Source organism: Streptomyces lacrimifluminis (genome assembly GCF_014646095.1).
In the GTDB taxonomy this organism is placed as follows: domain Bacteria; phylum Actinomycetota; class Actinomycetes; order Streptomycetales; family Streptomycetaceae; genus Streptomyces; species Streptomyces lacrimifluminis.
In genome coordinates, this window is record NZ_BMMU01000003.1 from 199,329 (window position 1) to 212,520 (window position 13,192).

General features: G+C 70.0%; 14 protein-coding genes. 3 read left to right on the forward strand and 11 right to left on the reverse strand.

Translation table 11 applies throughout. The annotated features are described in order from the left end of the window. Positions 1-131 precede the first annotated feature (131 nt). From cbiE to IEY89_RS06350, 5 genes are all read right to left on the reverse strand, one after another. Positions 132-1,352, reverse strand: coding sequence for a precorrin-6y C5,15-methyltransferase (decarboxylating) subunit CbiE (gene cbiE / locus IEY89_RS06330; RefSeq protein ID WP_189146260.1), 1,221 nt, complete (start codon positions 1,350-1,352; stop codon positions 132-134). Between the two features lie 139 nt (positions 1,353-1,491). Next, positions 1,492-2,130: a GNAT family N-acetyltransferase gene (locus tag IEY89_RS06335; RefSeq protein ID WP_189146261.1), complete on the reverse strand. Its 639-nt coding sequence runs from the start codon at positions 2,128-2,130 to the stop codon at positions 1,492-1,494. Positions 2,131-2,308: 178 nt separating this feature from the next. Continuing rightward, on the reverse strand, positions 2,309-3,136 hold the full coding sequence (locus IEY89_RS06340; protein WP_189146262.1) for a MetQ/NlpA family ABC transporter substrate-binding protein: 828 nt from the start codon (positions 3,134-3,136) through the stop codon (positions 2,309-2,311). Positions 3,137-3,247: 111 nt separating this feature from the next. Next, positions 3,248-4,009, reverse strand: a complete 762-nt coding sequence (locus IEY89_RS06345) for a methionine ABC transporter permease (RefSeq protein ID WP_189146263.1) — start codon at positions 4,007-4,009, stop codon at positions 3,248-3,250. After that, complete coding sequence (locus tag IEY89_RS06350; RefSeq protein ID WP_189146264.1) at positions 4,006-5,049, reverse strand: methionine ABC transporter ATP-binding protein; 1,044 nt, start codon at positions 5,047-5,049, stop codon at positions 4,006-4,008. The genes IEY89_RS06345 and IEY89_RS06350 overlap by 4 nt, the downstream gene beginning before the upstream one ends. 441 nt (positions 5,050-5,490) lie before the next feature. On the opposite strand from IEY89_RS06350, the gene IEY89_RS06355 reads away from it, so the two are divergent. Together IEY89_RS06355 and IEY89_RS06360 are read left to right on the forward strand one after the other, a co-directional pair. Next, entirely contained in the window at positions 5,491-5,850 is a 360-nt protein-coding gene (locus tag IEY89_RS06355; RefSeq protein WP_189146265.1) for a hypothetical protein, read from the forward strand. Further along, positions 5,831-6,271, forward strand: a complete 441-nt coding sequence (locus tag IEY89_RS06360; protein ID WP_189146266.1) for a hypothetical protein — start codon at positions 5,831-5,833, stop codon at positions 6,269-6,271. Before IEY89_RS06355 ends, IEY89_RS06360 begins: the two co-directional genes overlap by 20 nt. 82 nt (positions 6,272-6,353) lie before the next feature. Here the strand turns inward: IEY89_RS06360 and IEY89_RS06365 are convergent, their stop codons facing one another. The 3 genes from IEY89_RS06365 to IEY89_RS06375 all read right to left on the reverse strand — a co-directional run bounded on the left by IEY89_RS06365 (position 6,354) and on the right by IEY89_RS06375 (position 8,751). After that, positions 6,354-6,851: a GNAT family N-acetyltransferase gene (locus tag IEY89_RS06365; protein ID WP_189146267.1), complete on the reverse strand. Its 498-nt coding sequence runs from the start codon at positions 6,849-6,851 to the stop codon at positions 6,354-6,356. 45 nt (positions 6,852-6,896) lie between these two features. Beyond that, positions 6,897-7,403 carry an RNA polymerase sigma factor gene (locus IEY89_RS06370; RefSeq protein WP_189146268.1) on the reverse strand — a complete coding sequence of 169 codons (507 nt, stop codon included), beginning with the start codon at positions 7,401-7,403 and terminating at the stop codon, positions 6,897-6,899. Positions 7,404-7,542: 139 nt separating this feature from the next. Then, positions 7,543-8,751, reverse strand: coding sequence for a glycerophosphodiester phosphodiesterase (locus IEY89_RS06375; protein ID WP_189146269.1), 1,209 nt, complete (start codon positions 8,749-8,751; stop codon positions 7,543-7,545). Positions 8,752-9,145: 394 nt separating this feature from the next. Between IEY89_RS06375 and IEY89_RS06380 the strand changes: the two genes are divergently transcribed. Next, complete coding sequence (locus IEY89_RS06380) at positions 9,146-9,817, forward strand: lysophospholipid acyltransferase family protein (protein WP_189146490.1); 672 nt, start codon at positions 9,146-9,148, stop codon at positions 9,815-9,817. A 68-nt stretch (positions 9,818-9,885) separates the two neighbouring features. On the opposite strand, the gene IEY89_RS06385 is transcribed toward IEY89_RS06380, so the two are convergent. The 3 genes from IEY89_RS06385 to IEY89_RS06395 all read right to left on the reverse strand — a co-directional run bounded on the left by IEY89_RS06385 (position 9,886) and on the right by IEY89_RS06395 (position 13,013). Beyond that, positions 9,886-11,412 (reverse strand): MFS transporter, encoded by a 1,527-nt coding sequence (locus IEY89_RS06385; protein ID WP_189146270.1) that lies wholly within the window; start codon positions 11,410-11,412, stop codon positions 9,886-9,888. Next, positions 11,409-11,960 (reverse strand): TetR/AcrR family transcriptional regulator, encoded by a 552-nt coding sequence (locus tag IEY89_RS06390; protein WP_189146271.1) that lies wholly within the window; start codon positions 11,958-11,960, stop codon positions 11,409-11,411. The genes IEY89_RS06385 and IEY89_RS06390 overlap by 4 nt, the downstream gene beginning before the upstream one ends. Positions 11,961-12,041: 81 nt before the next feature. Continuing rightward, positions 12,042-13,013: an aldo/keto reductase gene (locus IEY89_RS06395; protein WP_189146272.1), complete on the reverse strand. Its 972-nt coding sequence runs from the start codon at positions 13,011-13,013 to the stop codon at positions 12,042-12,044. Between the last annotated feature and the right edge of the window lie 179 nt (positions 13,014-13,192).

Consider the following 13,192-nt stretch of genomic DNA (forward strand, 5'->3'; position numbering starts at 1 on the left):
CACACTCACCCCAAAATGGGTGTGCTTTCCGGACATTGGGCTACGAAGTGCCGGGCCACCGAGTGCAGTGCAACAGTCGGCCAGCCTACCGCGCGCAGTACGACAACAGGATCACGGGACCGCAACCGCCCTCAGGGGGCACGGTCGGGCAGGACTCCGCTGAGCAGGAACGCGACGCTCCGCTCCGTCTCCGTCCAGGCCCGGGTGTCGAGCTCGACGGACTGGAGGAGGGCGCACTCGACCCGGTAGCCGTGCTCGGTCAGGTCGCGGCCGACCAGTTCGGCCGCGTCGCGGGTCGACGCGTGCGTCACGATGCGCTGCGGGCGCCGGTCGGCGACCGCCGAGACCACCGCCGCTCCCCCGCCGCCGACGCGGACGACGTCGGGCTCGGGGAGGTCCTCCAGGACGTGCGGGGCCTCGCCGCGCACGATCTGGAGCTGGACGCCGAAGCGTCGGGCGGTGAAATCGGTGCGGGCGCAGGCATCCACGTTCCGGTCGACGGCGATGACGGCTGCGCCGCTGCGGGCCGCGTCGGTGGCGAAGGCTCCCCTGCCGCAGCCGATGTCCCAGACGAGGTCGCCCACGCGCGGTCCCAGACGGGCGAGTTGGGCGGCACGCAGCAGTTCCGTCTCGCCCTCGGCAGACCCGGCGGAGCCGTGCCCGTACGCCTCGGCGGGCAGCGCCCAGCCGCGTGGACCCGCCGCCGGGTCACGGCCGGCGATCCAGTCGCTGTCGCCGCTCGACGTGGCCGGGCCGCCGATGACGATGACGACGTTCGGGTCGCGCCACGAGCGGTCGGCGGCCTTGTCGGAGGTGAGGACGGTGATCTGTTCGCGCTGGGTGCCCAGTTCCTCGCAGATGACGAAGGTGCGGTGCACTCCGTCGAGGAGCAGGCCGAGTTCGGCGGGTCCCGCGCCGGGTGAGGTGAGGACGGCGACCTTGGTGTGCGCGCGGCACACGTTGACCGCGCGGCGCAGGGTGCGGCGGTGGGCGACGACGACCTGGGCGTCCTCCCAGGGCATGCCGGCGCGGGCGAAGGCGGCGGCCACCGAGGACACGGCGGGGACGACCTCGACCTCCAGGCCGAACTCGGGGTTGCGCAGGGTGCGTACGACACCGAAGAAGCCGGGGTCTCCGTCGGCGAGGACGACGGCGGAGCCGCGATGGCCGGCGATGCGAGGGGCCGCGAGGTCGACGCTGCCGAGGCGGACGCGTTCGGCGGCCGGGGGCACTTCGGGGAGTGCGAGATGGTGGGCCGAGCCGGCCACCAGCGTGGCGGCTCCGAGGGCGGAGCGCGCCGTGGCGCTCAGGGGCGAGCCGTCCCAGCCGATCACCGTGACGCGGTCGGCCATCGTCGTCAGTCTCCAGAGGGTTCGGCGCGGTCGTCGGGCAGCTGAGGGGACCTGGGGGCATCCCGTACGGATTCGGCCGTATCGGGACTCCGTGAGGGTATCGGGTGTCCCCGGAGTGTCCGGTCGCGTCCCCCTCGGTTCAGTTCCAGTCGGAGTACGACGTGAAACCGCTGGTGTCGGCCAGTTCCTCGCCGGCTCCTTCGAGGTCCTCGGGGAGCAGGCTCCAGACGATGAAGTCGGTGCGTTCGTCGGTCCAGGTGCCGTCCTCGGTACGGACGTGGGCTATGCAGGCGCCGCGCAGGACGCCCTCGCTGATACAGCCGATCTTCTGGGCGACCTGCTGGGAGGCGGTGTTGTCGGCGGCCGTGCGCAGTTCGACGCGCTCGAACTTCTGGTCGCCGAGCACCCATTGGGAGGTGGCGAGCGCGGCCTCGGAGGCGTAGCCCTCGCCGCGTGCCCAGGGGGCGATGATGTACGACAGCTCGGTGGACCGGATGTGCCAGTCCGTCTTGGACAACTGGATGATGCCGACCAGGCGTTGGGTGAGGAACTCGGTGACGGCGAAGTCGAGGCCACGGCCCTCGGTGCGTTCGGCCGGCGCGTACTCGGTGATCCAGGTGTGGGCCGCGTCCTCGGTGAAGGGCTGGGGGACGTCGGTCCAGGTGGCGACCTGTTCGTCGTTCATCATCTCGGCCAGCGCGGGGATGTCGTCCTCGTCGAGGGGGCGCAGTACCAACCGCTCCGTACTGATGGAGATGTTGGGGAAGGTGCTCGTCATGCGCCACTCCGTAACCTTCGAAACCTTCGAACCTGCAAGGCCTGCTGAACTGCCCAGCATGCAGCATGCGGCGCCGGAACCGCATCACGGGGTCCACACCCGGTGAGGGAGCGGACCCCGTACGTGTCGGTAAGTACCGAGGTGGCGGGTACCGACGGGCGGCCGGATCGGAAGCCGATCAGAAGGAGGGGATCACGGAGCCGTCGTACGTGTCCTCGATGAACTTCCTGACCTCGGCGGAGGTGAGCAGCTTCGCCAGCTTCGCGACTCGCGGGTCGTCCTCGTTGCTCTTCCTGACCGCGAGGAAATTGCCGTACGGGTTGTCCTTCGGGGATTCCGGGACGAGGGCGTCGTCGGCGGGCGAGAGGTCCGCTTCCAGGGCGTAGTTGCCGTTGACCACCGCCGCGTCGACGTCGTCCAGGGAGCGCGGGGTCTGGGCCGCCTCCAGCTCCTTGAACTCGATGTTCTTGGGGTTCTCGGCGATGTCCTTGGGGGTCGCGTCGTTGCCCGCGCCGTCCTTGAGGGTGATGATCCCGCCCGCGTCGAGGAGCTGGAGGGCCCGCGCTTCGTTGACCGTGTCGTTCGGGACGGCGATGGTGGCGCCGCTCTTCAGTTCGTCGGCCGACGTCAGCTTCTTCGAGTAGAGGCCGAGCGGCTCCAGGTGAACCGTGACGACCGGCACGATGTCGGTGCCGTTCTTCTGGTTGAACTCGTCGAGATACGGCTGGTTCTGGAAGTAGTTGGCGTCCACGGACCCGTCCTCGGTCGCCGGGTTCAGTGTGGCGTAGTCGGTGAACTCCCTGACATCCAGGTCGAGTCCCGCCTTCTCGGCCAGGTTGTCCTTGATGTAGGTGAGGATCTCGGCGTGCGGGACGGTGCTCGCACCGACGACCAGGGGGCCGCTGGTGTCGGAGGCGGCGTCCTTGTCCGAGCCGCAGGCGGTGAGACCCAGGGTGAGGGCTCCGGCGGCCAGGGCAGTGGTCGTGACCTTTATGACGTTACGCACGAAAAGTGCCTTTCCCTAGGGGTGTGACTGTCCCCGTGATGGGTGGTACGGGGAAATCTGCGGGTGGGGTGGGAGTGGTGAGCTGGGTACCCGGTGGATCCGGGACAGCCGTCAGACGACCTTGCCGACGTTCGCGGCGGCGGGTTCCTCGGTCGCCGCGGTCTCCTCGGGCCTGGCCTTCGGCAGCCGGAGTGCGGGCCCCGCCCCGGAACCGCCGCCGCGCCGGTGCAGCCTGCGGGCCGCGAGGTCGCCGGCGAACTGGATGACCGAGATGACGACCGCGAGGATCGCCACGGTGATCCACATCAGGCCGGTCTCGAAGCGCTGGTAGCCGTAGCGGATGGCGATGTCACCGAGGCCGCCCGCGCCGACCGTGCCGGCCATCGCCGAGTAGCCGATGAGAGCGACGACGGTCGTGGTGGCCGACGAGATCAGCGAGGGCAGGGACTCCGGTACGAGGACCCTGCGGACGACGGTCCAGGTGTTGCCGCCCATGGCCTGCACAGCCTCGACGAGCCCGTGGTCCACTTCGCGGACAGCTGTCTCGACGAGGCGGGCGAAGAACGGGATCGCACCGATGGCGAGCGGCACGATGGCGGCCTCACGGCCGATCGTCGTGCCGATGACGGCCCGCGTGAAGCCCATCAGCGCGACCATCAGGATGATGAACGGCATCGAGCGCGCGACGTTCACCACCTGCCCGACGACCTTGTTGGCGAGGACGTTCTGGAGAAGTCCGCCGCGGTCGGTCAGGACCAGCAGGATGCCCAGCGGAAGCCCGCCGACGACGGCGATCAGCGTGGACCAGCCGACCATGTAGAGGGTGTCCCCACACGCCTGCTCCAGCAGGGGCCGCATTTCGGACCAGGTCACTTGGCACCGTCCTTCACCAGCACGGACTCGTGGTCCGCCCGCTCGACGACATCGATCTGCAGTCCCTGCTCGCGCAGGAAGCCGACCGGCACGACGTTCTCCTCGTAACCGCCCGGCAGTTCGATGCGCATCCGGCCGACCTGTCTGCCCCCGACGGTGTCCATCGCGGCGCCGAGGATCGAGATGTCGATGTTGTACGTGCGGGAGAGCTGCGAGATGACGGGCCTGGCGGCGGCGTCCCCGTGGAAGGTGACGTCGATGACCGTGCGGTCGTCCCCGGAGACATCGCCGCCGACCGGGAAGAGCGCGGCGGCCAGTTCGGAGCCGGGGGTGGCGAGCAGCTCGCTGACGGTGCCCGACTCGACGATCCGGCCGTTCTCCATGAGGGCGGCCGAGTCGCAGATGGACTTGACGACGTCCATCTCGTGCGTGATGAGCAGCACGGTGAGCCCCAGCTGCCGGTTCAGGTCGCGCAGCAACTGGAGGATGGAGCGCGTGGTCTCCGGGTCGAGGGCGCTGGTGGCCTCGTCGCAGAGGAGCACCTTGGGGTCGCCGGCGAGGGCGCGGGCGATGCCGACCCGCTGCTTCTGCCCGCCGGAGAGCTGTGCCGGATAGGCCTTGGCCTTGTCGGAGAGGCCGACGAGGTCGAGCAGCTCCAGCGCCTTGCGGGACCGCTCCCCGCCCGACGTACCGAGGATTTCGAGCGGCAGCTCGACGTTGTCCTGGACGGTCCGGGTGGAGAGCAGGTTGAAGTGCTGGAAGACCATGCCGATACGGCTGCGCGCCCGGCGCAGTTCCCGGCCCGCCCTGGGCCCGTGCCCGGCCAGGGCGGTGAGGTCCTGCCCGGCGACGGTGACCGTACCGGCGGTGGGGCGTTCCAGGAGGTTGACGCAGCGGATGAGCGAGGACTTGCCGGCGCCGGACCGGCCGATGACGCCGTACACCTCGCCTTCGCGAACGTGCAGGTCGACACCGTCGAGGGCGGTGACTTCACGACCGCGCGAGCGGTAGACCTTCGTGAGGCCGGACGTGGTGATCACAGGGGTTTCCGTCACTGTCGAGTGCGCGGGCGTGGGTGTGCCCGGACACGGGAAAGGGGTGTGCGCGGCTCGGGATGGTCACGTACGCGAATGCCTGTGCATGAGTCGCAGGAGTCATACGGCTGCGGCGTACGGACATGCCACGGCGGCTCGCTTCGGGGCGCGAGACTCAGGGGGTGGTGCGGGGGCCCTCTAGAAGGCGCGCATTCGACACATACAACGAGCACCGGGCGTCAGGGTCGCCTCGGTCGCAAGGATGCGGCTGCTCGTAGTGGTCATGCGATCAGTAAAGCAGACGTATGGGCGCGGCCAAGAACTGTCCGTCCATGGTTGTCCATATTCCGGACAGCCGTGGACGCGGGTCAGTCACCCGCTGTCGCCCCGGCCGCGCGAGACAGGGCCGAGCGCACCAGGCATTTTGCGCCGTAATAGGGTCGCGGCATGCTTGATGCCCTGACGGTCGCGACCGCCGTCGCCGCTCTCGCGCTCGCCGCCTGGTGCGGCTGGGCCGCCTCTCGCGATCAGCCCACCAAGGACTGGCACTTCATCGGCATGGGCGTGGTCACCCTGCTCACCGCGGTCCAGCTGGTGGTCGGCATCGTCCAGCTCGCCCGGGGCGAGAAGCCGGAGCAGGGTACGACGATCTTCGTCGCGTATCTGCTGGGCGCGCTGGCGTGCGTGCCGGTGACGGGGTTCATGTCGCTGGCGGAGCGCACCCGTTGGGGCTCGGTGACGGTGGCCGCCGGCGGTGTGGTGCTGGCGGTGCTGGAGGTGCGGCTCTATGACATCTGGGGAGGGTGAGATGGCCACGGCAGAGAAGGCGCGACTCATCAGCGGGCCGGGAATGCTGCTGGTCTGGCTGTACGGCGTGATGGTGGTCGGGGCGGTGTCGCGGTCCGCCGTGCAGATCTCGACCGAGTTCGGGCACGCACCGCTCGCCTACTCGCTGTCGGCTGTCGCCGGTGTGGTGTACGGGTTCATCACGTACTCACTGGTGCGGGGTGGGGAGACGGCGCGGCGCGCTGCGCTGGCCTGTTGCGCCGGGGAGCTTGTCGGGGTGTTGGTCGTGGGCACGTGGACCCTGGTCGAGCCGTCCGCGTTTCCCGACTCGACCGTGTGGTCCGACTACGGGGTGGGGTACTTGTTCATTCCGGTGCTGCTGCCGATCTCCGCGATGTACTGGTTGCGTCGAGCGCGGTCGCCTCAGGGGGAGGCCGGCTGAGGTTCTGCGCGACTGCGGGCCCGTGGGCGCTTGTCGCGCAGTTCCCCGCGCCCCTAAGGGGCGCGCCCCTCTGGACCTTCGTCTAGGCAGTTGCCGCGTAGCTTCCCGCCGGCTTTTCCAGGACGATCATCGGTACGCCGTCGGTGCCCTTGTCCGTGCCCACCGTTTCGTAGCCGACGCGGCGGTAGAGGCGAAGGCCCTTGTCGCTGCGGTGGCCCGTGCTGAGGCGGAACCTCTTGGCGCCGCGTTCCTCCGCGAGCGCCGACTCGGCCGCGCGCAGGAGGCGGGCTCCGATGCCGTGGCCCTGGAGGCGGGGGTGGACGCAGAGCTTGCCGATGGCCGCCGTGCCGTCGGGGTTCGGCGTGCCGCGCACCGAGCCGACCACCTCCTCGCCCAGCCGGGCCACGAAGACGCAGTCCGCGCCGACTTCCTCCCGCACGGAGTCCAGGGTCTGGACGAGCGGATCGATCCGGTAGTTGCCGTACAGAGCCGCCTCGCTCTGGAAGCACAGGTACTGCAGCCGGAAGATCTGTTCGGCGTCCCGTTCTGTCGCCACGGAGATGGTCACGCTCATGCCCATGTGTGCACGCCTCCCGCTCACCTGCTCAGTCGTATGTCCTCACTCCTATCCCCGCGCTTCGCGAGCCGCAACCTCCGGCGTCAGCAAACGACGGAGACATCCCAGGCATCTGGAACGTTCCGGACCAAGACTTCCCTGTGAGATACCCAACTCCCCCGCGATTTCCCGGTATGTGAGGTCCTTGGGCGACAGCAGGGCCTCCAGCAGGCTCGGGCAGCGGCCGGGCAGCCGACGGACCGCTTCCCGCAGGGCGCGGTGCCGGGCGGAGGTGAGGGCGAGCTGTTCCGGGCCCGGCCCGTCGTCGGCCGCGGGCTGGTCTCCGTAGGGCTGTTCGATGCGGGCGGTACGGCGGTTGCGACGGGCCTCGGAGCGGACGGCCCGGCGGAGCCAGTTCTGCGGGTCGGCCGGCGGGCCGTCGGAGTCGAGGCGCTCCAGGAGGCGGAGCCAGACGGCCTGTTCCAGGTCGCCCGGTTCGGCGCCGTAGGCATATGCCTCCGCCGAGGCCTCGGCGGCGAGCAGGGGGCGCAGGGCGGAAACCATGTCGTGGGTCATATGCGGCACGACGCGACCGCCCCGGCGGGAGGTTGCCGGAGCGGCCGGTTGTCACCCCAACCGGGGCCGGGCGTTCAGCCGTTGACGAGCCCCCTCGGCCTGCTCGGCCCTGTCGGTCGCCTCACCCGTCCCAGTCGCCTCAGTCGTTCAGGAAGTCGGCGCGGGCCAGCACGCCCGTGTCCGGGTTGTCCGTGAAGACGCCGTCGATGCCCGTCGCGAAGTACGTCCGGTACGCGCCGAAGGCGTCTCCGTAGGCGTCCGCGTCCGTGCCCTTGCGGAAGTTCGCCGGCAGGAAGGGGTTCTCGTTGCGCATGGTGTACGGGTGCAGGATCAGGCCCGCCTTGTGCGCGTCGGCGACCAGGGCGGTCGGCGAGGTGAGGGCGCCCGTCGAGTCCTTGGGGATGACCAGGTCGAGGGTCGGGCCGATGCCCTGCGCGTACGAGGCGATCTCCTTCAGACCGGCCGGCTTGACCAGGTCGGCGACCGTGCGGGGGTCGCCGGTCGTCACGAAGTCCCAGGGGCGGGTGCTCGCCGCCGAGAGGAGGACGACGAGCGGGTTGCCCACCAGCCGGTTCAGGCGCTGGATGCTGGTCGGCTCGAAGGACTGGAGGATGACCGGCGAGTTCTTCTTGTCCTTGCCGTGCTTGCGCAGCAGCTTCGCGACCCGCTCCTCCAGACCCAGGCCGAGCGCCCGGAAGTAGGTGGGGTGCTTGGTCTCGGGGTAGATCCAGACCTGCTTGCCGCGCTTGCGGGTCTGCTCGTCCTGCCAGCGGAGAACCTCCTCAAAGGTGGGGATCTCCCAGCGGCCGTCGTAGAGGGTGTTGTGCGGGCGGTTGGCCGGAATGCGCTCGATCGCGCGCAGCGTCTTCAGCTCGGCGAGCGTGAAGTCCTCGGTGAACCAGCCGGTGACGGCGACACCGTCCAGGACCTTGGTGGTCCTGCGGCTCGCGAACTCGGGATGGTCGGAGACGTTCGTCGTGCCGCCGATCTCGGGTTCGTGGCGGCAGACGATGTGACCGTCCTTGGTGGGGACCAGGTCACCGGCCTCGACGATGTCCGCGCCCAGGTCGAGGGCGAGCTGGTACGACCCGAAGGTGTGCTCCGGGCGGTAGCCGCTGGCACCCCGGTGGCCGATGATCGTCGGTACGGGCAGGCTCTTCAAGCCACCGCCTCCGTGTTTGACGTCCCGGTGCGCGTTCGGCCCGGCGTCCTGGGCGTCGGCTCGCGCCGCGCCGGGCAGCCCGAGGACCGCGCCGCCCGCACCCAGCATCGCGGCTCCGAGCAGCGTCCGCCGCCCCGCCCCCGTCGGCTCCCCCTGCGCATGTCCGTTCGACTCCAGCGTGCCCATGAGCACCTCTCCTGCCGCACCGTCATCTGTCCAAACGGACCGATCGTAGGTGCGTGTACATGGCGACAGGGAGGCTTCGGGCGGAACACGCGGGTCACGCTGGATGTCGTACAGGCAGGTGCGAAAGGCGGTGCTGGGGCAGTCGGTCCGCATGGACACTGGATTGATGCGGATTCCATGGGTACGCGCTCCAGTGGGTGTCCATGCGTTCTCAGGCGATGTCCGTCACATTCGTGGCGGACCGTCACCTGCCGGCAACACCGCGCCATCGCAGGTAAACGCGGGTCAACAGTGCGTAAGTACTCGGTGAACCCGATGTGCACTACCCCCCGAGGCGCGAGTATCGTCCTCACCTGCACAGACTTATACCGATCCCTTGACACCGGAGGGCCCGTTGTCCCGCTTCGCGCTCATCAAGGCACTGCTCGGACCGATCATGCGCCTGATGTTCCGCCCACGGGTGGAAGGCATGGAGCACATCCCCGGGGACGGCCCGGTGATCCTGGCCGGCAACCACCTCACGTTCATCGACTCGATGATCCTTCCGCTGGTCTGCGACCGGCAGGTCGTGTTCATCGGCAAGGACGAGTACGTCACCGGCAAGGGCTTCAAGGGCCGCCTCATGGCCTGGTTCTTCACCGGCGTCGGCATGGTCCCGGTCGACCGGGACGGGGCCAACGGCGGTGTCGCGGCACTGATGACCGGCCGCCGGGTGCTGGAGGAGGGCCGCATGTTCGGGATCTACCCCGAGGGCACGCGCTCCCCCGACGGCCGCCTCTACCGGGGCCGCACCGGCATCGCCCGGCTGACCCTGATGACGGGCGCGCCCGTCGTGCCGTTCGCGATGATCGGCACGGACAAGTTGCAGCCCGGCGGCGCCGGGATGCCCCGGCCGGGGCGGGTCACGGTGCGGTTCGGTGCGGCGATGGAGTTCTCCCGGTACGAGGGGATGGACCGGGACCGGTATGTGCTGCGGGCCGTGACCGACTCGGTGATGACCGAGGTCATGCGGTTGTCTGGGCAGGAGTACGTGGATATGTACGCGACGAAGGCGAAGGCCGCGTAACGGGGGCTGCTGCGGGTGTTCGTCGGGTGCGGCTTCGTTGTGGCTTGTCGCGCCGTTCCCCGCGCCCCTCAGTGCTCCCGTCCCTCAAGTTGTTGCCCTCGCAGCAGTACCCAGGCCGCGCCCGCCGCTGCCAGGAGGACCACCGCGCCCGCGCCCGCTGCCAGGGCGATTCCGTCGGTGAAGGCTTCGCGGGCCGCGTTCAGCAGCGCCTCTGCGGTGTGCGTCGGCAGGCTCGCCGCTGTTTCCACCGCGCCGCCCAGTGATTCGTGGGCCTCGGGCGGGGTGCCGGTCGGGGCGTCGAAGTCTCGGTAGACACCGGTGACGATCGAGCCGAGGAGGGCGATGCCGAGGGCGGCGCCCAGTTCGTACGCCGTCTCCGACACCGCGGCTGCCGCGCCCGCCTGCTCCTTGGGAACGCTGCCGAGGATGACGTCGGAGGTCACGGTGAACGAGAGGCCGGCACCCACGCCCACGACCAGCAGCGCGGTGCCGAGCAGCGGATAGCCGGTCGACCGGTCCACGACGGTGAGCGCCGCCAGGGCCAGGCCGATGGCCGCGAGGCCGCCCGAGACCACGGCCCGTACCGAGTAGCGCCGGGCCGCCGCACCGGCGAGCAGACCCGCCACCACCGCACCGATCGCCGCAGGGAGTTCGGCGAGGCCCGCCTCCAACGGCCCCCGGCCCTGCACCAGTTGCAGATACTGCGAGAGGAAGAACACCAGCCCGGACAGTCCGAGGATGGTCAGCAGGTCGGCCAGTACGGCCCCGCTGAACCCCCGGTCGCGGAACAGCCGCATGTCCAGGAGTGGGATGGGGAGGGTGAGTTGACGGCGCACGAAGCCGTACAGAGCCGCGCCACCCAGGGCCGCCGCGCCCAGCGCCGCCCACGAGAAGCCGTGTGACGCCGCCTCCTTGATGCCGTACACGATGCCGATCATGCCGACGAGCGACAGTACGACGCTTCGCACGTCCCACGGACCCGGCGCCGGGTTGCGCGACTCGGGGAGCAGCTTGATACCGACGAGGACGAGGACCACCATCACGGGCAGGTTGATCAGGAAGACCGAGCCCCACCAGAAGTGTTCGAGCAGGAACCCGCCGACGACCGGGCCGACCGCGGTACCGGCGGAGGCCGTCGCGCCCCAGATGCCGATGGCGAGGCTGCGTTCGCGCGGGTCGTGGAAGAGGTTGCGGATCAGGGCGAGCGTGGCCGGCATCAGGGTCGCGCCGGCGACGCCGAGCAGCGCCCGCGCCAGGATCATGAACTCCGGTGTCGTCGCATAGGCGTTGAGCACGGACACCGCGCCGAACGCGGTCGCGCCGATGAGCAGCAGCCGCTTGCGGCCGATACGGTCACCGAGGCTGCCCATGGAGACGAGCAGGCCCGCGATGACGAACGAGTAGACGTCGCCTATCCACAGCAACTGGGTGCCGGACGGCTTCAGGTCCTCGCTGATGTAGGGGCTCGCGAGACCGAGAACGGTCGCGTCGACGGCCACCAGCAGCACGGCCAGCACGAGGACGGACAGCGCGAGCCAGCGGCCGGGACGCTTCCCTTCCTCCGTCGCGTGGGCCGGCCGCAGGGTGCTGGTCATGATTCCTCTCTCCGTAGTGCGCCGCCGAGCAACAGCTCGACGATCATGTGCTTGAAGTCCTTGGGGGCGACCCGGCCCTCGCTCACGGCCCAGGCGCCGGAGGCCATGAGCCCGTAGAGCGCCTCGGTGAGCCAGGCCGGGGTGAGGTCGATGCGGAACTCGCCGCTCTGCTGGCCGCGCCGGAACAGGGCGGCGATGGCGGCGTCGATCCGGGCCCAGCCCTCGTTCTGCTCTTCGCCCTCGAACAGCTGGTTCTCGGTGTAGAGGAACGCGAGCAGTCCGGCGGCCGGTTCGAGCTCCCGCACCAGGCGGCGCACGGCCTCCTGGGCGGTGCCGTCGCCGAGTCGCGCGGCGGTCAGAGCCGCCTCGCACTCCTCGATGCCGAGCCCTTCGAGTGCCCGTACGAGCGCGTCCCGCCCCGCGAAGAGGCGGTGCAGCGTGGCCCGGCTGATTCCGGCCGCCTTGGCGACCTCGTCCATGGTGGACGTGGATTTCCGGGTGAGGAGGGCGGCTGCGCTGCGCAGCACGTGTTCACGATCGACGGACATGAGACAACACTAGACCATATGAGACATCATTGTCTCATCCCAGGCATGCGCGTGTCAGGGCTGCTCACTCGACGAAGAGCATCAGTGCCAGGGCAGCTGCCCGCGTCGCTCCCAGTAGGCGCGCGGCTCCTCCACCAGCGCGGCCAGGCGCGCCAGGTGGTCCTCGTCGAGGTCGACGACCGCCGCGTGCAGATTCGAGGCGAGCTGGGCCGCCGTGGCCGCGCCGGACAGCACCACCCCGGCCCACGGCTGGCGCAGTACCACCGCGAGGGCGACGGCGTCCGCGCCCAGTCCCGTCTCCTCGGCGACCGCCCGTACGGTGTCGGGCGCCTGCCCGGCGGCGAGGCGGCCGTTGGCCATGCCCTCCTTGACGATCACCGTCAGTCCGGCGTCGTGGGCCTCGGCCAGCGCGGGCCCGACGGAGGTCTCCAGGACGTTGTACGTCGACTGGACGGTACGGAAGAGGGGCTCACCGTCGACCGTGACGGCGAGGGCGGCGCGGACGGTGTCCGCCTGGGCGGGGCCGCTGGTGGAGAAGCCGACGGTCAGGCCCTCGGCGGCGGCCTCGGCGAGACGGACGTGAAGTTCCTTGTCCGACAGGGCCGGGCTGTCGGGGGTCAGGGAGTGGATCTGGTACAGGTCGAGCCGGTCACCGAGAAGATGGCCGCTCTCGGCGCGCTGCCGCTCGTACGTCGCGAGACCGTGGTCCTTGACCTCGTGCCGCTCGGCGTCGGTGGCCCAGTCGGCGGTGTAGGTGTAGCCCCACTTGCTGCCGATCACGATGTCGTCGATGTCGGGGCGCGTCGTCAGCCAGTCGGCGAGGAACTCCTCGGAGCGGCCGTAGGAGCGGGCCACGTCGACGTAGCGCACGCCCTGGGCGTATGCGGCGTCGAGGAGTTCGTGGGTGCGGGTGCGGAGGGTCTCTACGCTGCGGTTCTCTCCGAGGTCTTCGTCTCGGTTGAGGTTGATGTAGCCGGGGCGGGCGACTGCGGCGAGGCCGAGTCCGAGGTGGCAGGTGGGGGTTGTCGCTGTGGCCAGTCGGGTGAAGGGCATCGCGGGTTCCGTTCGGTCGGGTCCGGTACGGCTTCCGACCAACGTAACCCGCGATGACCTTCGGGGCGTTTGCTGCGCGAGGGGCGCCGGGGGTTTTTCGCCCCCGCCGCCCCTACCCGTCCCATCCTTCAGGGGCTGTGCCCCTTCGACCCCCCTCGTGCCTCAGAGCTCGGTTCTTC